We start from the raw sequence: 24374 nt of genomic DNA, 5'->3' as shown, positions 1-24374 counted from the left end.
TTATATCCTCTTTTCCATGAGCAAAGATAGTTTTTTTTTCTAATGATGATACTTATTCTATGATTTTAACAGATGTTTTCCTGTATGGTATTTTATTTTAGAGGATACCCTCATAAACAGATTTCTAAACATTCACATTATTCAAACAAAAGCTGTACCTTTGTTTGATAAAATATAAAAGCTTTTTCAATTATATATGGAACCATTTATACATCTACACGTCCACACCCAGTACTCGCTGCTGGACGGACAAGCCTCGATCGATGCACTGATTGACAAGGCACAAAAAGACGGCATGAACGCCATTGCTGTTACCGATCACGGTAATATGTTCGGTATAAAGGAGTTCTTCAACAAGGTCTCCAAGAAGAACGGGAAACCGCTTGGAGCCATCAAAGACCTGGAAAAAGAACAGAAAGCCCTCAAAGGGAAAGAAGCTCTTTCCACCGAAGAGCAGGCACGCCTGCAGGAGATTCCGTCTCTGATAGAAGCAGAAAAGAAAAAGATATTCAAACCGATTATCGGCTGCGAGTGCTATTGCGCCCGCAACGGAAGGCATAACAAAACAGCGAAGGAAGACCGTAGCGGTTACCACCTGATCATACTGGCTAAAAACCTAAAAGGCTACAAAAACCTGATCAAGATGGTTTCCATCTCTTGGACAGAAGGTTTTTACGGCCGTCCGCGTATCGACCATGAATTACTGGAGAAATATCACGAAGACCTGATTGTCTGTTCCGCTTGTTTGGGTGGCGAAATACCGCAGCATATTATGCATGATCGGATAGATAAAGCAGAAGAATCCATCCTGTGGTTCAAAAAACTGTTCGGAGAAGATTATTATTTGGAAATGCAACGGCACGAAACACACGACCCGAACGCCGATTGCACCACGTATCCCAAACAGCAGGAAGTGAACAAGGTCCTGATCGAACTCGCCCGCAAACATAATGTCAAGCTGATCGCTACCAACGACGTCCATTTCGTTAATCAGGAAGATGCCGAAGCACACGACCGCCTGATCTGCCTCAGTACCGGAAAGGATCTGGACGACCCGACACGTATGCGTTATTCCAAGCAGGAATGGATGAAAACGACAGCCGAGATGAATGCCATCTTTGCAGACATCCCGGAAGCACTCAGCAACACGCTTGAAATAGCAGACAAAGTAGATTTCTACTCCATCGACAGTGGTCCTATCATGCCAACCTTCGCCATCCCTGAAGATTTCGGGACAGAAGAGTCATATCGCGAAAAATTCTCGGAACAGGACTTGTTCGAAGAGTTCACCCGTGATGAAAACGGCAACGTAGTGTTAAGCGAAGAAGATGCCAAAGACAAAATAAAGAAACTCGGCGGATACGATAAATTATACCGTATCAAGCTGGAAGCCGACTACCTGAGAAAACTGACATACGACGGTGCAAAGGTTTGTTACGGAGACAACCTGAATGATGAAGTCAGGGAACGTCTGGACTTTGAGTTACACATCATGAAGACAATGGGTTTTCCCGGATACTTCCTTATCGTGCAAGACTTTATCGCCGCTGCCCGCGAAGAATTGGGCGTATCGGTGGGACCGGGACGTGGATCGGCTGCCGGATCGGCAGTTGCATACTGCCTGGGAATCACAAAGATCGACCCGATTAAGTATGACCTGCTGTTCGAACGTTTCCTGAATCCGGACCGTATCTCCCTCCCCGATATCGATACCGACTTCGACGATGACGGTCGTGGCGAAGTATTGCGTTGGGTAACGGAAAAATACGGAGCTGACCGTGTGGCACATATTATTACCTACGGTACAATGGCTACCAAATCGGCCATCAAGGACGTTGCCCGTGTACAGAAACTTCCGCTTTCCGAATCGAACCGTCTGGCTAAGCTGGTACCGGATAAGATACCGGATATGAAGAAGTTCAAACTGAAAGATGCGATCAACTACGTTCCTGAACTGAAAGAAGCAGCGACCGGTAACGATCCGTTGGCACGCGATACATTAAAATATGCACAAATGCTGGAAGGCAACGTGCGTAATACCGGTGTACATGCCTGTGGTGTCATCATCGGACGATATGATATTTCGGACGTCGTGCCTGTCAGTACGGCAAAAGATAAAGAAACCGGCGAGGAAATGCTGGTTACTCAATACGAAGGTTCGGTGATCGAAGAAACCGGATTGATCAAAATGGACTTTTTGGGACTGAAAACGTTGTCCATCATCAAAGAGGCTATTGAAAACATCCGCCTGACTACCGGACACGAACTCGATATCGACCATATCAGCCTGGAAGATCCGGCAACTTATAAATTATATTGCGACGGTAAAACGACCGGTACATTCCAGTTTGAATCGGCAGGTATGCAAAAATACCTGAAAGAGCTTCAACCCTCCAAGTTCGAAGACCTGATCGCCATGAATGCCCTGTATCGTCCGGGACCAATGGATTATATCCCCGACTTTATCGACCGTAAACACGGACGCAAGCCGATCGAATATGATATACCGGTCATGGAGAAATACCTGAAAGACACTTACGGTATTACCGTCTACCAGGAACAGGTCATGCTTCTGTCGCGTTTGCTGGCAAACTTCACCCGTGGTGAGAGTGACGCTCTGCGTAAGGCGATGGGTAAGAAGTTGATCGACAAGATGAACCACCTGAAATCGAAGTTCATGAAAGGTGGACAGGATAATGGATACGAGGCAAAAACGCTTGAAAAAATTTGGTCCGACTGGGAAAAGTTTGCTTCCTACGCCTTCAACAAGAGCCACGCCACCTGCTATTCGTGGGTTGCTTATCAGACGGCCTTCCTGAAAGCGAACTATCCGTCCGAATATATGGCAGCCGTTCTGAGCCGAAGTTTGTCCAACATCGTCGATATCACGAAGTTTATGGACGAATGCAAAGCAATGGGTATGCAGGTATTAGGACCGGACGTCAACGAATCCATCCTGAAGTTCAGCGTAGATAAAAACAAGAACATCCGTTTCGGGCTAGGCGCCGTGAAAGGCGTAGGTGAATCGGCCGTATTGAATATCATCGAGGAACGGAAGAAAAACGGTCCGTATAAAAATATCTTCGACTTTGTGGAACGCGTCAACCTGACAGCATGTAATAAGAAAAATATCGAATCGCTTGCGTTGGCCGGTGCCTTCGATAATTTTGGTATCCAGCGCGAACAATTCTTTGCAGAAACAGGCAAAGGCGAAGTCTTTCTTGATACGCTGGTGCGTTATGGCAATAAGTTCCAGATGGATAAAAACTCAGCAGCCAACTCCCTGTTCGGCGGCGATGACCTGCTTGTAGCCATTGCCAAACCCGAAATTCCGGTTTGCCAGCGTTGGAGTGATCTGGAACGCCTGAATAAAGAAAAGGAACTGATAGGTATTTACCTCTCCGCCCATCCGCTGGATGAATATCGTATCGTTCTGACATACGTATGCAATACGGGCATGGCAGAGATCAACGACCGGGAAAGCCTGAAAGGGCGCGAAATGTTGTTAGGCGGAATCGTAACCGATTTCCGTGAGGGAATGACCAAGACAGGAAAGCCTTACGGAGTAGTTAAAATAGAAGATTTCACCGGCAGTGGAGAGATCGCTTTGTTCGGTAATAACTATATCGAATACAGCAAATATTGCAAACCCGGTATGTACCTGCTCATCACAGCCCGCGTAGAGCCTCGCCGCTGGAACGAAAACGAACTCGATTTCAATATCGGTTCCATCCGCCTGTTGCAGGACGAAAAGGATAAGCTGATCGAAAAAATCAGTATCACTCTGCCGATCCACGATCTCGACGAGCCTACAGTCAATGAATTATCTGTGCTCATCAAAAACAATCCGGGACAGAGCTTGTTATATTTCAAAGTGGTAGATGGCGAACACAATATTTCACAAAATTTCTTCTCACAGAATATCCGGTTAAACGTAACAGGCAAGCTGATTGAGTTCCTGCAGGAGAATTCAACTATTGATTTCAAAATTAACGGGTAAAGTTGTACGGTGTGGAAAGAATTACTACTTTTGGCACCTCAAAAGGGAACAATTTAAATTAGATATATAATTATGGCACTAGAAGTTACAGATGCAAATTTTGAAGAGTTAGTAAACGCAGGCAAGCCTATGGTCCTTGACTTTTGGGCTGAATGGTGTGGCCCCTGCCGCATGGTAAGTCCGATCATCGACGAACTGGCTACCGAATACGAAGGTAAGGTTACAATCGGTAAAATGGACGTAGACAACAACAACGATGTCGTTGCCCAGTTCGGTATCCGCAATATTCCGACCGTTCTTTTCTTTAAAGACGGGAAATTAGTAGACAAACAAGTAGGTGCAGCACAGAAATCGGCTTTCGTAGCTAAAATCGACGCACTTCTATAATGAAGACTTTATAGCGCGGAGCATTTCGCGTTTTCCCGGAGGGCCGGGTATTCTTTCAACGGAATACCCGGCCTTCTGCATCATACGGCGGACTACTCCTTTGGCACAATAGGTGGTAAGGATTCCTCCTTCCGCCATATGCGCATATAATTTATCGAATATCTCCTGACTCCACATTTCCGGTTGCTTATCCGGAGCAAAAGCATCGAAATAAACGAGGTCTATTTCTTCCGGCAATTCACAGTGATTACTATCTCCCTGTATTTTATGCAAAGTGAAACGATCGGTTATTCTTACAGCTTCATTCCAGGTGGCAACATGCAGGGCCTCAAACCATTCTTTCTTTTCCGGACAGATCACGTCGCCGTAATTCAGCGCCCGGACCAGTTCGGCTCCAAGCGGATAAAGTTCTATGGAATAATAGTTCACAGAGCGATTATTCTCTTCTGCATCCAGTAAAGTAAGGAAAGCATTCAACCCTGTCCCGAAACCAATCTCAAAAACAGTGATATCCTTTTTTGCCTGATGATGCAATCCGGCTTCAATAAATACATGGCGCGATTCCTGTACCGCCCCGTTTACCGAATGGTAATGTTCATCCATCTCCGGAATAAATAATGTATGGCTACCGTCAGCCGTCTGCTGTAATTCCCGTTTCATCTGATTCTGCACTACTATACTTGCATTTGACTGCAAAGGTAAGGAAAATTAAACAGAGTTAGGCAGAGGCATGCATTAACCCTATTTCAGGCAAAGTCACCCCTATACTAAGAACATTAGTATCATATATTGTGATATTACTTTCTCATATATTATAATACTTAATTCGCATAATATATGAAAATGCAGTATCATAATATATGATATTTCCATCCTTCACCGGATAAGAACTTGGGGAATCCTAATATGCGCCCGGTAATGATGCAATAATTACAGTTCATATCCTATTAGAACCAATCCTTCCCTAATATTATAGTATCTTTGCCAAAAAACCGATAGCGATGTATAAAAGAGCATATATCTTCCTGGTATTATTTATTGCCTGCATCCAGTTCATGCAGGCCCAGAAAAGCTATTCCATAAAAGGGATCGTAAAGGAAGCTGCAAGTGGTGAACCGGTGCCTTACGCAACAGTGGTGATCTGGAACACAACACAAGGAACAGCAACCGATTCCGTCGGTAATTTCGAGATCACCGGAGTCGCCCCCGGCAGTTATCGTCTTCAGGCTTCCTTCCTGGGATATAAGCCGGAAGTAACCGCCGAGTTCCGCGTTGCCAATAAAGATATATTTTACCCGATCGAGTTGGAGCCGGGCAGCGAAAACCTGCAGGAAGTCAGTGTTGTGGCTTCCCCATTTCGTAAAACAGCCGAAAGTCCGCTCGGACTGCGCGTTATAGGCTTCAAAGAGATAGAAAAGAGTGCTGGAGGTAACCGTGACATATCGCGTGTCGTACAATCTTTTCCCGGAGTCGCTTCCACAGCTGCATTCCGGAACGATCTGATGGTAAGAGGCGGCGGCCCTTCCGAGAACCGTTTCTTCCTGGATGGAGTAGAAATTCCGAATATCAATCACTTTTCAACACAAGGCGCTTCGGGCGGACCGGTCGGAATCATTAATCCTGATTTCATACGCGAAGTAAACTTCTATTCGGCAGCATTTCCCGCTGCCAGAGGGAATGCATTGAGCTCCGTGCTGGATTTCAAACTACAGGACGGGAATAAAGAAAAGTTTTCCCTGCGCGGGGTGGTCGGAGCCTCCGATGTCGGACTGTCGGTTAACGGACCGATGGGCGACAAAACAACCTACCAGGTCTCTATCAGGCGTTCATATCTGCAATTTCTGTTCGACATGATCGGACTGCCGTTCCTGCCGACTTTCACCGATGCCCAGTTCAAGATCAAACATGCTTTCAACAAGAAAAACGAACTCACTTTTCTCGGATTAGGAGCCATAGATGATATGAAACTGAATACCGGGATGAAAGATATGAGCGAAAAGAACCAATATATCCTGGCTTACCTGCCGGTTGTAAAACAAAAGACCTATACCCTGGGAGCCGTCTACAAGCATTATACCGGGAAAAACATCTATTCAGTTATCGTCAGCCGTAGCCAGATGAACAACAAAAACATCAAATACCGGGATAACGACGAAAGCATGCCGGAAAATCTTACGCTCAATTACCGCTCGGACGAGATAGAGAACAAACTCCGTAGCGAAAATATCTTCCGCCTCCCTTACATACAACTCCAGGCAGGTGGCAACATCGATTATTCGGAGTATACAAACCATACATTCCAGAAACAATTTACCACTATTCCCCGTGAGATCACCTATCAGACCGACCTGGGAATCTGGAAATGGGGATTGTATGCCACCGCCATCTACGAAAGCGACAATGAGCGTTTTACCGCCTCGCTGGGACTTCGTGCCGATGCCAACAATTATTCATCTAAAATGAAGAATATGCTTGACCAACTCTCGCCACGCCTTTCGTTGTCTTACCGGATAGCCGGCGATATCTACCTGAATGCCAACGCCGGGCGTTACTATGAGTTACCTCCGTACACCGTTATGGGATTTAAGGATAACGACGGGAATTATGTCAACAAGGGAAACGCCCTTCAATATATCCGCAGCGACCAGGCCGGACTGGGACTGGAATATCGTCCCTCCTCTTTCCTTAAATTCACAGCCGAAGGGTTTTACAAACATTATAACCGCTATCCGATGTCGGTCATCGACAGCATTCCTTTGGCTTCGAAAGGAACCGACTACGGTGTTCTGGGAAATGAAGCCGTCACCTCCACCGCTACCGGACGAGCTTACGGAATGGAACTGATGGGACGCTGGTATAATTACAAAGGACTCACTTTCATTGCTTCCTACACCTATGTCCGCAGTGAATATAAAGACGGAAGAAATACAGGTAAATACCTTCCTTCCGCCTGGGATAACAAACATCTGTTCACCTTCAGCGGCACCTATTCACTCCCCAAAAACTGGGACATAGGCGCCAAACTCCGGGTAGTAGGCGGCGCACCATACACGCCTTACGATGTGGAGAAAAGCAGTTATGTGGAAGCCTGGGATGCCAGCGGCAGTCTCTATTACGACTACAGCCGCTTCAATAGCGAACGCCTGAAACCATTCACCCAGCTGGACCTGCGCATAGATAAAACATTTTATCTGAAAAAAGTAATGCTCGGATTCTATATCGATCTTCAGAACGTACTTAATTCGAAATACAAAGAACAGGACGTCTATATAAAAACAGGTAAAATACTGAACCCCGATGCCCCAAAAAGCGAACAACGATATGAATTGAAGCCGGTAGAACGCATGACGGGAACGATGTTGCCCAGTATAGGAATCATGATAGAAATATAATACCCTTGATTTTCTTCTGTTTTTATTGACCATAGTTCTACATAGATCACAAATAATTCCTATTTTTGTAGCCGGGAAACAGACAGTAACAGAGAAGATATCAATGTTGAAAGTGATTCTAAGAAATATTATATGCCACATACAAATACTATTCATACTTGTATGTCTTATTATGTCTATCCCGGCCCATGCTGAAGACACCCATCCGATCCTTATTATCAGCTCCTATAACCCGGATACTCGTAATACCACGCAAAATATCTCCGAATTCATGGAGGAGTACAAACGTCTGGGAGGTACAGCTCCGGTCATCATAGAAAACATGAACTGTAAAAGTTTGCCGGAGGCTCCTTTATGGAAAGGGAAAATGGCAACCTTGCTAAAAAAATATAACAACGAGAACACTCCGCAGGCCATAGTCATTCTAGGCCAGGAAGGATGGTCTTCTTACCTGTCGCAGGATGAACCGATCCTAAAAGATATTCCTATCCTGTGTGGGATGGTTAGCCGAAATGCAGTTATTCTGCCGGACTCCAATACCGTAATGGCAGACTGGGACCCGGAGAGTATCGATATCCAAAGTTACATAGACAACGGATTCTATCTGTCTGGTTTTATCTATAATTATGATATAAAAAAGAATATAGAACTGGCTTTGAATCTTTATCCCGCAACAAAACATTTTGCTTTAATAACGGATAACAGCTACGGAGGTATCTCCTTGCAAGCACTGGTAAAAAAGGAAATGAAGAAGTTTCCGGACCAGAATCTCATACTACTGGACGGCCGGAAAAATAATATCTACACCATTGTCGAACAAATAAAGAGACTTCCAAAGGAAACCGTAATCCTACTGGGAACCTGGCGTGTAGATGTAAACGACGGGTATTATGTAGGTAACGCAACCTACACCATGATGGCAGGTAACCCGAATCTTCCGGCTATTACACTGACTTCTATCGGACTTAGCCATTGGGCAATAGGCGGTTACATGCCTAAATACCGTTCCATCGGTAAAGATCTTGCCAAACAGGCTATCGATATCCAAACAAAGAAAGTACTCCAAAAAGAGATGAAGGCAGTAAGTATTCCCAACGGATATACTTTCGATGCCAAAAAACTAAGAGAGTTCAATATAGAAAGAGACCGTCTGCCTGCCGATTCCACGCTGATCAATGTGGAGGGCAATCTGTTTATCAAATACAGATTTGAGATCCTGCTGATCGTTGCATGCGTATTGTTGCTTTTCCTGATAATGATCCTGTTCTTCCTGTTCAGAACCAACCGGTTGAAAGACGAACTGATGGACCTGCAGAAAGACAATGTTATTATTATGAATAACATACAGTCTTCTATCCGTTTCATCAAACCGGATTATTCGGTCAAATGGGAGAATCAGATAAAAATGCCTTGCAGTCCGCAATATGGTCCTAGAAACTGTTGCCTAGTTAAAGACGGGCAAAAACCATTCTGCGATGAATGTGCACTGATTTCCGCCATGGAAAGCCGGAAACCGTTTGAGCTCGTCAAGCAATGTGCCCCGGGTGAATATACACATGTATTTGCCAACCCGATACTCGATGCTAAGGAAAATCTTTTGGGGGTAGTATTCAAGAAAGAAAATGTCACCAAACAGAAACTAGCTGAGAACGAATTGAGACTGGCTAAGGAAAAAGCGGAAGAATCGGATCACCTGAAATCGGCCTTCCTTGCAAATATGAGCCATGAGATACGTACGCCGCTTAATGCGATTGTCGGTTTCTCCGGCCTGCTTGCCATGACCGAAGAATTGGAGGAACGCGAAGAATACATCAATATTATCAATAACAATAATGAACTCCTGTTGCAGTTGATCAATGATATTCTGGACCTGTCCAAGATCGAGGCCAATACGCTCGAATTTGTTTATTCAGATGTCGATATCAATCAGTTATTATGTGATATAGAGCAGACCTCCCGCCTGAAAGCAGCAGAAGGCGTGCAGGTTTCATTTATCGAAAAGATGTCTCATTGCATCATCCGGACAGACAAGAACCGCTTGTCGCAGGTAATAACCAACTTTATCAACAATGCCATCAAGTTCACCAAAGAAGGCGGAATACGTTTCGGCTATCAACATAAGGACGGCAAATTACTATTCTTTGTCTCCGATACCGGATGCGGTATCGATAAAAAGATCAAAGACAGCGTTTTCCAGCGCTTTGTCAAGTTAGACAGTTTCGCTCAGGGAACCGGGCTCGGACTGTCTATCAGCCAGATGATCGTACAGAAGCTGGGAGGAGAGATCGGCGTGGAATCTGAACTGGGACAAGGTTCGACTTTCTGGTTCACCCTACCCGATACGGTTATTGAAGAATCGCACGTTGCTGCGGCAGAACCTGTACAAATAGAAATACAGAATAATGCCTTTACTGAGAATAACAATAAAAAGTCAACCTTACTGATTGCCGAAGACAACGAAAGCAACTACACGTATATAAAAGCAATCCTCAAGGAATACAACCTGGTACATGCCTGGAACGGTCAGGAAGCAGTAGACTTATACAGAAAATATCATCCGGACATGATCCTCATGGATTTGAAAATGCCGCTTATGGACGGATACCAGGCAACGAAAGAGATACGCAAAGATAATACCGTTATCCCCATCATAGCCGTGACCGCTTTTGCCTTTGCCGAAGACGAACAACGGGTGAAACAAAGCGGATTCAGCGACTACGTAGCCAAACCGATCAAACCCAACGATCTGAAAAAGAAGATAACAGAGCTTTTGTAGACTATTGTTATATGGAACGTGTACCCGGAAATTGCAGGGTGAACACCGTCCCTTTCTCCATTTCCGAAGTAACGGTTATATTTCCCCCATGACGATTCAATATCTGACGGCAAACGCTTAAACCGATACCCGATCCTCCTTGTTTCGTAGTAAAGAAAGGAACAAAAACTTTATCCAAAGCCTCGGGAACAATCCCGCTGCCATTATCCGAAACCGTTATCACAGGCATACCATCCTGCCGGAAAGCCTCTACACGAATCTCAGGGGATTCACTGTCGCAGCACGCCTCAACGGCATTTTTCAGTAAATTGATCAGAACCTGCTCGATCATGCTCCGGTCTGCATACAACCGTAATTCTGCCGGGCGGATGGAATAGACAACGTGTATACCGTCAGCCGGGACCAGTTTCTGCAAATCGCTGAATAAAACAGATATCGGGAATATTTGCATGGTAGGAGTCGGTATACGTGTCAGTTTGCGGTAGTTCTCCACGAAGTCGAGCAACCCTTTGCTCCGACGGTGAATCGTTTGTATGGCTTGCAACATGATTGCGTAGTCACGCTCGTTCATTCCGTTTAATTCGGCACGCTCCGTCACCGTTTCCGACAGGGAAATAATAGGGGCTATCGAATTCATAATCTCATGCGTCAATACGCGGATCAGTTTCTGCCAGGCTTCTGTCTCAGCCTCCGCCACCACCGAATTATAAAGCCGGGAACGAAAAGCATTCAGGGCCTCATTCATCGAACGAGTCAACTCGGCTTCCGCCCCTCCGGAAGTAGGAACCGGAAAAGACAGATTCAGGTCTCCGTAATGAATATTCGCAATCAGATGTTCCATCCGGCGAATCGTTTTCCGTTGGTCCAGATACAAAGAGAAAGCCAATACGATCAGGATAGCGCTCATCATTACCGAAGTAAAATAGAGGCTTTTCAGTATCAGGAATGCAATTGTCAGCGACAATATAACGATCAGGACGATCTTTATCAGGATGGTATACCGTTTCATAGGCCCAACTTATCCAATTTCCGATAAAGGGCAAAACGGGTAATACCAAGCAACTCGGCGGCACGGGTCACATTCCCGTCGGCACGCCGCAAAGCACGTTCGATCGCTTCTTTCTCCAGAATGCTGAGGTTGAGTTCTTCCAGTTCCGCTTTCTTTTTGGTAACGGAAGGCTGGAGCATAAAATTCTCCGGTTTCAGCATCAATCCGTCGGAAAGGATCACTGCCCGCTCGATGGCATGTTGCAACTCCCTGACATTTCCCGGCCAGTTATAGTTTTGCAGTTTGCTCCGGGCTTCGCGGGATAAACCTTTTATCTCTTTCTTATATTTACGGGCATAGCGTATCAGGAAATAATCCGCCAGCAACTGGATATCATTACCACGCTCCCGAAGAGGAGGAATATGCAGTTCGATGGTGTTGATACGGTAAAGCAAGTCCTGGCGGAAAGTCCCCTCCTCCACCATTGCACGAATATTCATATTGGTAGCGGAGATCAGGCGGACATCTATCGAAACCGGACGGGTAGCCCCCAGCCGGGTGATCTGCTGCTTTTCGATCGCAGTAAGCAGTTTGGCCTGCATCGGCATACTCAGGTTCCCTATTTCGTCCAGAAACAAAGTCCCGCCGGTTGCCACCTCCATACGCCCCGGCTTATCACGGCGGGCATCCGTAAAGGCCCCCTTTTCATAACCGAACAGTTCACTTTCAAAAAGCGATTCGGGAATACTTCCCAGGTCGATACCCACAAAGACCTGTCCATTACGCGGCGAATGATGATACAGGGCACGGGCAACAAGATCCTTACCTGTTCCGTTCTCCCCCAGGATCAGGATATTGGCATCCGTATGACGTAACTTCTCGATCGTTGCAAAGATTTCCTGCATGGCATTACTCTCACCGATAATCTCGAAACCTTCCTCATCCGAACTCTCCAGAGCCGCTACCTGGCGTTTCAGCGACCGCACTTCCGTACGGCTTTCACGAAGTTTCAAGGCGGCAGATAAGGTGGCCAGCAACTTCTCTTTCTCCCAGGGTTTAGGGATAAAATCCGTCGCACCGGCTTTGATGGCACGCACGGCTTTTTCCGTATCGGCATAAGCTGTTATAAAAAGGACAACGGCATCCGGATCCGCCTTCTTTATCTTCTCCAACCAGAAAAAACCTTCCTGTCCGCTAATGGCATCCCTCCGGAAATTCATATCCAGCAGGATCACATCTGGCACATAACTTTCCATAAAATGCTCGATACGCTCCGGCTGTGTGGTCACACGGATTTGCTCTACATAAGGTTCCAACAGCAGATTCAGTGCAAAAAGCACATCTTCATTATCGTCGATGATCAGTATTTTCCCTTGTTTCATATCGTATGCGTATATTAAATATGTGGGGGTAAAGATAAGCATTAAAACAATAAACAGGGCGTGCGAATACGAACGTTTTTTGTGCGCTGACGCACTGATCACAAAAACGGACGCACTACTTACTGTCTAATATTCAAGATATTAAAAACATGGCATACTATTTGTTTTTAATAATATATGAAACATACGAGAAGTCACATATTATCGATAATCCTTGCTGCACTGGCCGCTTTCCCGGCTTACTCGCAGGATACGCTACGCCTCACCTTATCTGAGACCGTACGCATGGCCCAGGAACAATCTCCACAGGCCATCGCTGCCCGACATTCTTTCAGGGCGGCTTACTGGAACTGGCGTTCCTATCGTGCAAACATGCTACCCAGTCTGACTTTCACCTCCAGTCCTTCACTGAACCGGTCGATCAGTTCGGTGACCTTGCCCGACGGAGGCGAAAGTTTCGTACACCGCAACCAGTTGATGGTGGATGCCGGACTCACGATCAATCAGAATATACCATTCACCGGAGGAAGCCTTTTCGTGAAAACAGCCTTGCAAAGACTCGATTTGTTTTCGGAAAAGACAAGTTCGTATAACACCACTCCCATCGTGCTCGGCTACGAACAAAACCTGTTCGGATACAACCAGTTCAAATGGGATCGGAAAATCGAACCTCTCCGTTATACCGAATCAAAAAAGAACCTGACAGAAACACTCGAACTGGTCGCCGCACAGGCAACCCAACAGTTTTTCCAATTGGCCACCGCACAGACCAACTGGGAAATCGCACAATATAATTACGCAAATGCCGATACCCTCTATCAATATGCCCAGGGACGGTATAATATCGGGACGATCACTGAAAATGAAATGCTACAACTGGAACTGAACCTCCTGACCGAACAGACTAATATGATGAACGCGCGTATTGAAGTAGACGACTGTATTCAATCATTGCGTAGCTACCTGGGTATCACCAATGCTTCGGAACTGATCGCCAGTTTAAACGAAGAAATCCCCCGTTTCAATGTGGAAGTAAAGCAAGCGCTCGAGCTGGCTTACGAGAATAATCCGGAACCGGAATACCTCCAGCGCCGCCGGTTGGAAAGCGAAAGTGCCGTAGCACAGGCAAAAGCATCCCGCGGCTTCAAAGCCGACCTCTATATGCAATTCGGCTTGACGCAGACAAACGAAAAACTGAAAGAGGCTTACCGGGACCCTTTGGATCAACAATTAGTCAGCCTTGGCATACGCATCCCGATCCTGGACTGGGGTGTCGGTAAAGGGAAGGTAAAAGTTGCCCTCAGCAACCGCGACAAAGTATATACCGAGGTGGAGCAGTCACGCAACGACTTCGAACTGAATGTCATCAAAATGGTCAAACAGTTCAACCTGCAGGCTGATAAAGTGATGATCGCACAGAAAACCGACCAGACCGCCCAACGCAGGAACGATGTTGCCCAAAAACTGTACCTGCTGGGTAAATCGACTATCCTCGACCTCAATGCCTCCATCAGCGAAAAGGACCGGGCACGAAGAGAATATATAACAGCCTTATATAATTATTGGAGCCTGTACTACGGTCTGCGCAGCATGACCGGCTACGACTTCGAACAAAATCGTGAACTGACATTCGATTATGAACAATTAATGAAATAAATAATGGACAGACCTATTGAAAAGAAACCTGTATATTACCGTTACCGCTGGCATATCGCCGGATGTATCGCTTTTGTCATCCTTCTGGTGTATGTATCGATCGTTGCATCAGGCGGACGAAAACTGCGCACCGAAGCGGATAACCTCATCATCGGCGAAGCACAAGCCGATAAATTCATGGAATATGTGGATGTGGAAGGCGTGGTTCAACCCATCCTCACCATCAAGATAAACGCACGTGAAGCCGGTAGCGTCGAACGTATCGTAGCTGAAGAAGGTACGATGATGGAGAAGGGCGACACCATCCTTACCCTGACCAATCCGGACCTGATACGTACCATCGACGACCAGCGCGACGAATGGGAAAAGCAGTTGATCTCCTTCCAGGAAAAAGAGATCGAAATGGAACAGAAAAGCCTGGACCTGCAAAAACAAACATTACAGACAACCTATGAACTCAACCGCCTGAAAAAGAGCTTCGCCCTCGATGAAGAGGAGTTCCGCATGGGTGTAAAGAGCAAGGCGCAACTGGAAGTACAGCGGGATGAATTCGAATATAAAACGCAAAGCACCGCCCTGCAACTAGAAGGTCTGCGCCACGACAGCGCTGCCACCATCCTCCGCCGTGAGTTGATGAAGAATGACCTGGAACGTGAACGGAAGAAATACGACCGCGCCCAGGAACGCATGGAGAACCTGATCGTCCGCGCCCCATTGGCAGGACAACTCAGTTTTGTCAAGGTAACTCCGGGCCAGCAGGTGCAAAGCACCGAAGCCATCGCCGAAATCAAGGTACTCGACCAGTTCAAGATACATACGTCACTCAGCGAATATTATATCGACCGTATCACGACAGGCCTTCCCGCCACCATCACCTGGCAGGGAAAGAAATATCCGCTACGCATCACCAAGGTCGTACCGGAAGTAAAAGATCGTAACTTCGATGTGGATCTTGTCTTTACCGAAGAATCACCCGAGAATGTCCGCATCGGAAAGAGCTTCCGCGTACAGGTTGAACTGGGACAACCCGAAGAGGCGCTGGTCATCCCGCGCGGCGACTTCTTCCAGACGACCGGCGGCCAATGGATCTATAAGCTGAACGAGACCGGGACAAAAGCCCGCAAAGTAAACATCAGCATCGGCCGACAGAACCCGCAGCAGTATGAGATCACCGGCGGATTACAAGCAGGCGATAAGGTTATTGTCACCGGATACAGTACTTTTGGCGACGCGGAAGAATTGATTTTGAAATAATACATTTACCATGAAACTACTTATACTGGCCATACGCCCTTTATTGCGTTTCCGGACGTACACGTTTGTAAATATCATAGGTTTGGCTTTAAGCCTGACTTGCTTTATCATCATAAGCCGCTATGTGTATAGCGAATGGCAGACCGACCACTTTTACCCCGATCTGGATCGGGTGTTTACCACCATCTGCGAAGACGACAAGCACCCGGGCGAGATCATGTATTGCGGTATCTCCAATCCCAATAAAGAAAAGACATTCAATAGCCTGCTTGAACATCCGGGCGTGGAATGTGCCAGCAAAATACGAAAGGAAGAGGAGATAAGCTATTGGTACAACGAGAACGAATATCTGGGTAAAACCCTAATTGCCGACAGTAACTTCTTCCACATCGCCCGCTACCCGTTGTTAGTCGGTACTAACACATTGTCCAAGCCGGAAGAGGCTGTCATCACAGAAATGCTCGCCCGAAAGATATTCGGCAACGAGAGTGCATTAGGCAAACAACTACGCTTGTCCATAGGAAAAACAGTAACTATAACCGGTGTGATTGGGGTACCCGCCACAGCTAGCAGTATTGAGTTCGATTTGGTGATTTCCGAACAATTGTCTGACTGGCAGCGCATGAGCAACCATCTGGTTCGCCTCCAGCCGCAAGCCGATTACCGGCAGATCAACCGGCAATACAACCAATTCATGTTAATGAAACATTGGAAATATAGCGTCCGCTACCAATTGTATCCCCTGTCGGAAGTGTATCTGAACAGGAACAACTACGAGAACCACTTCTTCCGGTTGGGCAACCCGACACATATCTATGTCTTGTCGATGGTAGCGTTGATGATACTCCTAGTGGGCATCTTCAACTTCATCAACATCTATTCCGTGGTTATACTGAAAAGAGGGCGCGAATGGGGGATGAAGAAAGTATTCGGTGCCGGTAGCTTGATGATGTTCGTCCAATTGTACTTGGAAAATGTGCTGATGATGGCTTTTGCCATCCTGCTAGGTTGGGTGTTCATCGAAGTGGCCAGTCCACTGGTACAGAATCAAATGGAATTGACATTCGTTACGAATAGCACCTTCGACTTATTGCTCAATAGCGGGATTCTATTCCTGCTTCCTTTGTTTACCACCTTGATGCCTTTCATAAGGTATCGCCGCGAAGCACCGATCGTTTCCCTTCGTTCGGTCAACCGCAACGGGGGGTCGGTGGTGTCGCGCAAGCTGTTCTTGGTGGCCCAATACATCATCACCATCACGCTGATTGTCTGCTCGCTCTTCTTTATCAAGCAATTGAAGTTCATGCTGGATGCCGACCCTGGATTCCGTATCAAAGATGTCATTGCCTCCCGATTCTTTCAACCAAGACGAATTAATAACATCAGCAGGGAAGACTGGGAGAAAGAGCGTGAACGCAAAAAGCATCTAAGAGAGGTCATCCAACAACGCTTGGACGCTTCCCCGTTGATTGAAAAGTGGACGTATGGTCCCAGTCCGATCAAAGACAAAATGAGCGGTGGATTCAAATTCAAGGTATCCGACGGAGAGTTCAAAGAGTTTACCCTCACGTTTATTGCCCCCTCCTGGCTAAACCTATTCAATATAGAGGTAATAGAAGGCAAAGCAATCGACCCGAAAGAAGAACCGGATTTAGATTACGGTTTATACCTCACCGAATCGGGGAAAAAGCTATTGGGCATCACCGACATCCAATCGACCGATGTACAACCGGAAAGACGGCTCTGGTTTTCAAGCGGCACAGATATGGACAGCAATCCTCCATATCGTATTTTGGGGGTTGTCAAAGACTTCACACCGGGCCATTGGGGTAAATTCACTAACCCGCCCATCATTATTCCTCACAGAAGCAATCCCGAAGAGTCACTTCTGGTAATACCGATAGCCGGACACAAGCAGGAGGTTCTGCATTTTCTGGAAGAGCTGCATAAAGAGTTGTTCGGAGGTAGTTTTGAGTATTCGTTCATCGAAGACGAACACAAGGCCCTATATCAGAAAGACCGGCAACTGACGGTAGTCTATTCCGTCTTTGCCCTCATCGCCATCCTGATCTCTTCATTGGGATTATTCAGCCTGTCTTTGTTTGATGTGCAACAACGGTACCGCGAAATAGCCATCCGTAAAGTGAACGGTGCCACTACCTCCGTCGTCATGCGGATGTTGTTGATAAAATATTACAAACTTTTAGGCATCGCCTTCCTCATCGCCTCGCCCATCGCCTGGCTGGCAATCAACCGGTATCTGGAGGACTTCGCCCACAAAGCACCCGTCTCCTGGTGGATATTCGCCGTCGCCCTGCTCATAACTGCCGGAATATCGCTGGCAACCTTGATCTGGCAGATACGGAAAGCGGCACGGACCAATCCGGCGGAAGCCATAAAAGCAGAATAAGACAATCTGTTTGCGATGCCTAAACACACCTGTTTGCCCATCACAAACAAAGGTGTTTAGGCATCGCAAACAAGCTTGTTTAGGGATCGTAAACAATAAAAGCAATGTATATGAAAATCATCCTACTAGCCATACGCTCACTGATGCGTTTCCGTTTATACACCGTTATTAATGTCCTTGGCTTGGCGCTAAGCCTGGCCTGTGTGATCATTATCAGCCGGTATGTCTATAGTGAGGCGACAACAGACCATTTCAATACCAACCATGAGCGGATATATCTGAGTGTACGTCAGTGGGAAAGCAGCGAACGGATACCTCTTTTGTTTACAACAGATAATGTAGTCCTGAAAAAGAACTATATCAATCCCCTGGATATACCGGAAATAGAGAAAAAAACCTCCTTTGTCTCCCTCAGTAATGTCGAAATACAGGTAGATGAGAATAAATTCAAAGCACATGTATTAGCTACAGACACCGCTTTCCTTCAGATACTGGATTTTCCGCTGGTAGAAGGGAACCGTACACAACTGTTGGCCGACCCTAAAGGAGCCGTTATCACAAACCGATTCGCCCGGAAACTGTTCGGTAAAGAAAATCCGATCGGTAAGAACGTCGACTATAACGGAAATATACTGACCGTCCAGGGAATTATCGGAGAAACGGAGACACCCAGTTCTTTGACCTTCGACCTGTTGATATCTAAAGAACTGCAATGGCGTTGGCCGCCGGTTAATTACTTTAGTGTTGCTTTAGCCTATCCCGGTATCGATGCGGATCGCATTAACGAAAAACTCAAAGCAGAAAACCATAAAGCCGCCCAAAAAACGTTCTCTTTCCGGGTCATCCCACTGGATAAACTATACATGGACAAAGCTGTCGACAAAGGAGTAAATACGTTCCGCCAGGGAAACCCGGACAGCCTGAAAATCCTCTCATTCGTTGCGATCTTGCTTTTATTGATCGGACTGTTCAACTTTATCCATATCAGTTCGGTCGTTATCATTAAACGAGGCCGGGAACTGGGAATGAAAAAAGTATTCGGGGCAAGACCCGCACAATTATTCATCCAGCTATACGCAGAGAATCTGGTACTGACAACCATCTCCCTTTTTCTCAGTTGGATGATTATCGAAATCACCCTGCCGATACAAGAAAACCAGTTAGGTATCACTGCCACCGTCGGCTCTTCTTTCAATATGATATTAACCGTTATTCTTTTGCTGGGACTTCCACTGATTATTACGTTATATCCATTTTTCAACTATAGCTTCCGGCAAACCATCCGTTCACTTCAGGGAGTCACCCCCGGAAAAAACAAGATGGCTACCCGTTCGTTGTTTCTGGTCGTGCAGTATGTTATCACTTGTTGCCTGATCATATCATCCATCTTCTTTATGAAGCAACTGCACTTCATGTTGCATGCAGACCTGGGATACCGGACTAAAGACATTATAAAAGCCTGGTTTATACGTCCTTCTTCAAAGATGTTCTATGGTGAAGAAGAACAGAAACAGACTGAAAGCGTTTCCTCCGCCATACAGGAAACACTCAAAGCATCCCCTCTGTTCCAGTCGTTCTCCTATGGAGAAAGTCCGTATGAATTACCAACTGATAACTACGATAAGGTCAGTATGCGCATCCCCGGAGGAGAATGGCAGGAGGTACTTCATGTCAAACTATATAAAAGTTTCTTTGATTTATACCAAATACCAGTTTCCGCAGACGGCTTTCCGAAGAGCGAAAAAGAAATCCTGATGAATGAAACGGCCAAAAAATTATTCAGTAAAAGAGGAATCCCTCCTACGGAACTGGAAAAAGATTCGTATAATGGCATCAGTTCGCTTCTGGTAAAAGGTTTTACTCCCGAATTTCAGGTAGTGCATCTCTCCCAGCGTAATCTTCCCGTCATCATGACTTTCAAAGATGTGCAGAATGAACTATACTATCCTGGGAAACTCATGGCATCCATTGTCCCCGGACGCCGGTCGGAAGCGATCAAACTTCTGAAAGAACTCCATGACAAGACTATCGGAGGAGAATTTGAATACACTTTTGTAGAAGACGAGATCAGTGCCATGTACGAAAAGGACCGGTTGGTTGCCCGGATCTATTCCGTTTTTACCCTCGTCTCCATCTTGATCTCTTCGATGGGATTATTCAGCCTTTCCCTTTTCGACATTCAACAGCGTTACAAAGAGATAGCGATCCGCAAAGTGAACGGGGCAACGACAGGAGCCATCATGAATTTGTTATTGCGGAAATATTACAAGCTACTCGGTTTCTCTTTCCTGATAGCCACTCCTCTTTCCTGGCTGGCAATCACGAAATACCTGGAAAACTTTGCCAATAAAGCTCCGTTATCCTGGTGGATTTTCGCTATTGCTTTCCTGATCACCGCAGGTATTTCCCTGCTCACCCTGATCTGGCAAATCCGAAAAGCGGCACGGACAAACCCGGCAAAAGCTATCAAGACGGAATAGCCAGCTATACATAACATGCATATTACCAAAGTTTTACGATTAGCAAAAGAAAGAACAAATACGCTAATCCGGGACAAAAATGTGCCTGATTTGACCTAAAAAAAATGTTAATCAACACCATTTTGAGGTACAAAAAGGAACAAAAATAGCGGCACTGTTCCTCCTTAAAACGCACGTAAAACCAGGTAGAGACGCATTGTAAAAAGTAGGGATACGAGTCGGGATATTTCACAAAACAGCTGATAATAAAAGCATTAAGCTCAAATAAAAACAAACTGATAATACCGTTTTAAAAAAACGGGGGCAGAAAGGGCAGACAAAAAGCCTTTTTTGCAAACTTTCTAATAACATGTACCTTTGTTCCTTTCTTTTGAAGGGAACAAGGAACACTTTCTTTAGAAGTTTTTGAAAATGGCTTTTTGTCTGCCCTTTCTGCCCCGCGTCTTTTCAGTCCCCGTCCCATTTATATTTACTGCCGCACCTATTCCCGTTGGCTGCTGCATTTGTTTCCAACCGCTGCCGCAGCTATTTTTACTGACTGCGGCTACCAATGGAAAGGGAAAAGACAGACGATTATCCTCTAAAATGTGATAGAAAACAGTGCCTCGACCTGGAACTTGCCATAATCGATCGGTTGTATCAACCGTACGCCGGTTGTCAGCGGGAAACTCATCCGGAAGACATTCCAGTCGAAGATCAGGTCGGTACCGAATGAACTTTGTGTTGTCCAGTCACGACCTTTGGCAGCCTGGTTACGGTTCAGGTCGTAAAATAGGTTGGCACGCAGGCGGCGGATATAAGCTAGTTGCCCGAGACTGAGATCCGGTGAAAAGACAGAAAAAGCATAATCAGCCTTAAAGGCAATCTGCTGACGGGTCTGATACATGAAATTATATCCGCGAGGCTTATCTATCAAATGTTTGGGTAAATACAGGGTCTTATTGTCCACACTCTGGTATTGGTATCCCATACGCAACATCAATCCGTGATTACGCAGGATACCCGGCCAATAAGTCGTCAGGCGTCCGGCATACAGGCTTCCGTAGTTTTCCTTATTGAAAGGAGACTGGAGATACTGCAACCGCAACTGATATCCCCAGCGGGGCAGGATATCACGCTGGGCTTTCCGGCGGTAACTGTAAAACAATACTTCCGGCAGGATATACTGGAAATTGCTGTATGTACGGCTTTCATATTGTTGATACCTGTCGTTGGTAAAATAATAGGCAACCGTCGGTTGTATTCCCCGGATATAATGGTTGCGGGTAAGATTGAAAGGAAGGTAGACACGCGCCTCAGCCTCCAGCAAGGTACGTCTTACGGTTGCCGCCTGTGCCACTTCCTTATCCTTGTCGTTGGTCACCCAGGTTACATCGAATGCTTTACCGCCATAATCGGCAGCGATATCGATGACCGGAAACCAACCTTTATAGGTAAATGATAATTTGCCATGATGTTCACCCTTATTGTAATACCATCCAGCTTGCATGATAGCCGTGTTCAACGTGTTTTGCGAAAGGACCATAACGCCCGGTTTCACGATCGTACTCAGATCGTCAGCCCCCGTATTCATCGCTTCCGCCACATCATAATAGAAGGGGGCCCAACTATGTAACTTAAACGTATGCGCTCCTTTGCGGTAAGGACGCGGATTAAACTCGATAGGAGTCAGTTTGGCTGAATCCAGATTGAACTGCTCCTGTTCAACCAGCGAAGTAACCAGCGGAGAATGATAAGGATCGCCCAAGTCCGCCTTTTCCGCTTCCAGGCTATCCACCGCCAAAGAACCGATACGATACCCGTCTGCCTGGTAATCCGAATAAAGCAGTTTGTCTTTAGCGGGAGTAAAAGCCGGATCGAAAGCCCCGAAACGGGCAGATGTCAACCGGTAAGTGGCTGTATCCGACGGATTCAGATAATAGATATTATTAGTTCCGTTGGCTCCCGATTCAAAAAACAGTTTACCGTTGCTCCAAAGCGGAGCGGTAATATTTACGGAAGTGGTTGCCAGCAATTCACTCCATGCACCGGTCTGCGTATCCAGTTGCAGCAGACTTATGCCGGTAGCGGTTACGGCTACGGCAGTAATCGTTCCATTATCATCGTAAGTTAACTCTTTGATGAAGGCATTATCCGGAACAGTAAAATAACGCTGTTCCTTTCCCGTTGCCAGGTCGACCAGCACCAACTGGTTTTCACCGCTTACCGTAAAACGGGAAACGGCTGCCGTCCGGTTGTCCTTGTCGATAGCCGGAGCCAGATAACGCCCACGGGGAGTAAGTATCGTCACCTTTCCCGTTTCTAAATCATATTGTTTTATAACGGAATAATTTTCATGTGTCCAACGCAGGCCCGGGACAATTTCTGTCCAGTACACCTTGTTGCCGGCCAGGTTCAAACGGCTGTTGATCGTTCCGAGATAACACAATCGCTTTTCCTTTCCGTTCGTTACCGAAACCAGCGAATTGATATCCTGCAAACCTGATTTAACGGCAATAACCGTCGAGTCGTTCACCGCCTGCGGATAACGGTAGGAAGTATATTTTCCGGGTTTCGGCGAAAGATAATCAGGAATAACGGCAGCAGTGTCCATCTTCCTCCATTCGTCACGCAAAAAGTCGAACGTCTCACTATACAGTCCGTCAATACTTATTCCGGCATTATGCTTAAAGGCATTGCTGAACATCGGAATGGCAAAGAAGCGGTTCACATACCGGGTGGTCGTCTTATCCCATATATCCGCCCCGAAACGGTGGCGGGCAAAAGAAGTCAGGTTATAACCCAATGCATAATAATCGCCCGTATAATCTTTATAAGAACCCAGATACCATTTATCGAATGAGTAATTCTTTCCTTCTCCCAGCATCTGGGCACGGTAAGGCATACTGAATTCCGGCAACCGCCCCCTCCCGCCGTTCGACATGGAAGTCTCTGTTCCGACAGCATCCCCTTCCAGGAACCAGCTCGGCATGAAAAAGGCAGCAACACCCGCCGCCTGCTCGCCGATTATATAATATAAAGGTTTGAACCAGCCACGCATCACCTTGCTTGTCTGGAGGACATGCCGCGACTCGTGCAGCACCAGATGTTTGTCCCAGCTCACCCCATCGAGTTTGGAGGAAGGCGTCGTGATCAGTTCCATACGGCGCGGCGCCCACGAAACCAATCCGTTGGACGACATATTGGCCGGATGGAGAATCACCGGAAATTTCTTCTGCATCCCTGTCCCGATCGTCTTCTGCAAATGCGGATAAGCATTTTCCAGATAGAGGGCGTAGTTATAAGCCATCGAATCGTTACCCAGCGGATACACCAGGTTATAATGGGGCAACTTGACAATGTTCCATTTGAACCGTGCCGGATCGGAGCCGTAATCCAGAAACTGAGCCTGCATATGAAGGCTGGCAAACAAACAAAAAGCCACTAAAAAGATATATCGTGATACGGGTATCTGCATACTTATAGAGTTATAAACCACAAAACTATAAAATATAACCAATCCGCTTTACATTTTCTACGGCAAAGTAGATGGAAGGATACGTTAATTATTCCGTACCATTCGCACAACACCGTGCGCAAACGAACGTAATTCGTGCGGATACACACACAGTTCCCAACACCCCACAACCGATAACAGCATAGCTACTAA

At 46.3% G+C, this 24374-nt stretch carries 12 protein-coding genes; 8 read left to right on the top strand and 4 right to left on the bottom strand.

Translation table 11 applies throughout. The features are described from left to right. Positions 1-196 precede the first annotated feature (196 nt). Positions 197-4000, top strand: a complete 3804-nt coding sequence (dnaE, locus tag C825_RS05270) for a DNA polymerase III subunit alpha (RefSeq protein ID WP_010801691.1) — start codon at positions 197-199, stop codon at positions 3998-4000. Between the two features lie 72 nt (positions 4001-4072). Beyond that, the gene (gene trxA / locus C825_RS05265; protein ID WP_007655346.1) at positions 4073-4387 is read left to right on the top strand and encodes a thioredoxin; all 315 of its coding nucleotides are present in this window, start codon (positions 4073-4075) and stop codon (positions 4385-4387) included. On the opposite strand, the gene mnmC2 is transcribed toward trxA, so the two are convergent. Then, on the bottom strand, positions 4382-5047 hold the full coding sequence (mnmC2, locus tag C825_RS05260; RefSeq protein WP_044214826.1) for a tRNA (5-methylaminomethyl-2-thiouridine)(34)-methyltransferase MnmC2: 666 nt from the start codon (positions 5045-5047) through the stop codon (positions 4382-4384). The genes trxA and mnmC2 overlap by 6 nt on opposite strands. Positions 5048-5442: 395 nt before the next feature. Between mnmC2 and C825_RS05255 the strand changes: the two genes are divergently transcribed. After that, positions 5443-7779, top strand: a complete 2337-nt coding sequence (locus C825_RS05255; RefSeq protein ID WP_371686245.1) for a TonB-dependent receptor — start codon at positions 5443-5445, stop codon at positions 7777-7779. Between the two features lie 103 nt (positions 7780-7882). Beyond that, a complete protein-coding gene (locus tag C825_RS05250; RefSeq protein ID WP_010801688.1) occupies positions 7883-10555 on the top strand; it encodes an ATP-binding protein in 2673 nt (890 codons plus the stop codon). Between the two features lie 7 nt (positions 10556-10562). Here C825_RS05250 and C825_RS05245 read toward each other — a convergent pair whose 3' ends face one another. Both C825_RS05245 and C825_RS05240 read right to left on the bottom strand, forming a co-directional pair. Further along, the gene (locus tag C825_RS05245; protein ID WP_010801687.1) at positions 10563-11564 is read right to left on the bottom strand and encodes a sensor histidine kinase; all 1002 of its coding nucleotides are present in this window, start codon (positions 11562-11564) and stop codon (positions 10563-10565) included. After that, a complete protein-coding gene (locus C825_RS05240; protein ID WP_007655351.1) occupies positions 11561-12925 on the bottom strand; it encodes a sigma-54-dependent transcriptional regulator in 1365 nt (454 codons plus the stop codon). Before C825_RS05240 ends, C825_RS05245 begins: the two co-directional genes overlap by 4 nt. Positions 12926-13102: 177 nt before the next feature. Between C825_RS05240 and C825_RS05235 the strand changes: the two genes are divergently transcribed. The 4 genes from C825_RS05235 (at position 13103) to C825_RS05220 (ending at position 20725) form a co-directional block, all read left to right on the top strand. After that, positions 13103-14581, top strand: coding sequence for a TolC family protein (locus C825_RS05235; RefSeq protein WP_010801686.1), 1479 nt, complete (start codon positions 13103-13105; stop codon positions 14579-14581). 3 nt (positions 14582-14584) lie between these two features. Next, positions 14585-15835 carry an efflux RND transporter periplasmic adaptor subunit gene (locus C825_RS05230; protein ID WP_010801685.1) on the top strand — a complete coding sequence of 417 codons (1251 nt, stop codon included), beginning with the start codon at positions 14585-14587 and terminating at the stop codon, positions 15833-15835. Between the two features lie 10 nt (positions 15836-15845). Beyond that, positions 15846-18245 (top strand): ABC transporter permease, encoded by a 2400-nt coding sequence (locus C825_RS05225; protein WP_010801684.1) that lies wholly within the window; start codon positions 15846-15848, stop codon positions 18243-18245. 110 nt (positions 18246-18355) lie between these two features. Then, complete coding sequence (locus C825_RS05220; protein WP_044214919.1) at positions 18356-20725, top strand: ABC transporter permease; 2370 nt, start codon at positions 18356-18358, stop codon at positions 20723-20725. 580 nt (positions 20726-21305) lie between these two features. On the opposite strand, the gene C825_RS05215 is transcribed toward C825_RS05220, so the two are convergent. After that, positions 21306-24182 (bottom strand): TolB family protein, encoded by a 2877-nt coding sequence (locus C825_RS05215; protein WP_010801682.1) that lies wholly within the window; start codon positions 24180-24182, stop codon positions 21306-21308. Between the last annotated feature and the right edge of the window lie 192 nt (positions 24183-24374).

It is taken from the genome of Parabacteroides sp. ASF519 (assembly GCF_000364265.2).
Classification (GTDB): Bacteria; Bacteroidota; Bacteroidia; order Bacteroidales; family Tannerellaceae; genus Parabacteroides; species Parabacteroides goldsteinii.
The sequence above is the reverse complement of the archived record's forward strand: the minus strand, read 5'-3'. Positions and strand labels throughout refer to the sequence as shown.

What these genes read in the sequence shown, in the direction of transcription:
- C825_RS05215 (WP_010801682.1), bottom strand. Translation starts at nt 24,182, where the DNA reads ATGCAGATACCCGTATCACGATATATCTTTTTAGTGGCTTTTTGTTTG.
- mnmC2 (WP_044214826.1), bottom strand. Translation starts at nt 5,047, where the DNA reads ATGAAACGGGAATTACAGCAGACGGCTGACGGTAGCCATACATTATTT.
- C825_RS05245 (WP_010801687.1), bottom strand. Translation starts at nt 11,564, where the DNA reads ATGAAACGGTATACCATCCTGATAAAGATCGTCCTGATCGTTATATTG.
- C825_RS05235 (WP_010801686.1), top strand. Translation starts at nt 13,103, where the DNA reads ATGAAACATACGAGAAGTCACATATTATCGATAATCCTTGCTGCACTG.
- C825_RS05250 (WP_010801688.1), top strand. Translation starts at nt 7,883, where the DNA reads ATGTTGAAAGTGATTCTAAGAAATATTATATGCCACATACAAATACTA.
- C825_RS05225 (WP_010801684.1), top strand. Translation starts at nt 15,846, where the DNA reads ATGAAACTACTTATACTGGCCATACGCCCTTTATTGCGTTTCCGGACG.
- dnaE (WP_010801691.1), top strand. Translation starts at nt 197, where the DNA reads ATGGAACCATTTATACATCTACACGTCCACACCCAGTACTCGCTGCTG.
- C825_RS05230 (WP_010801685.1), top strand. Translation starts at nt 14,585, where the DNA reads ATGGACAGACCTATTGAAAAGAAACCTGTATATTACCGTTACCGCTGG.
- C825_RS05240 (WP_007655351.1), bottom strand. Translation starts at nt 12,925, where the DNA reads ATGAAACAAGGGAAAATACTGATCATCGACGATAATGAAGATGTGCTT.
- C825_RS05255 (WP_371686245.1), top strand. Translation starts at nt 5,443, where the DNA reads ATGCAGGCCCAGAAAAGCTATTCCATAAAAGGGATCGTAAAGGAAGCT.
- trxA (WP_007655346.1), top strand. Translation starts at nt 4,073, where the DNA reads ATGGCACTAGAAGTTACAGATGCAAATTTTGAAGAGTTAGTAAACGCA.
- C825_RS05220 (WP_044214919.1), top strand. Translation starts at nt 18,356, where the DNA reads ATGAAAATCATCCTACTAGCCATACGCTCACTGATGCGTTTCCGTTTA.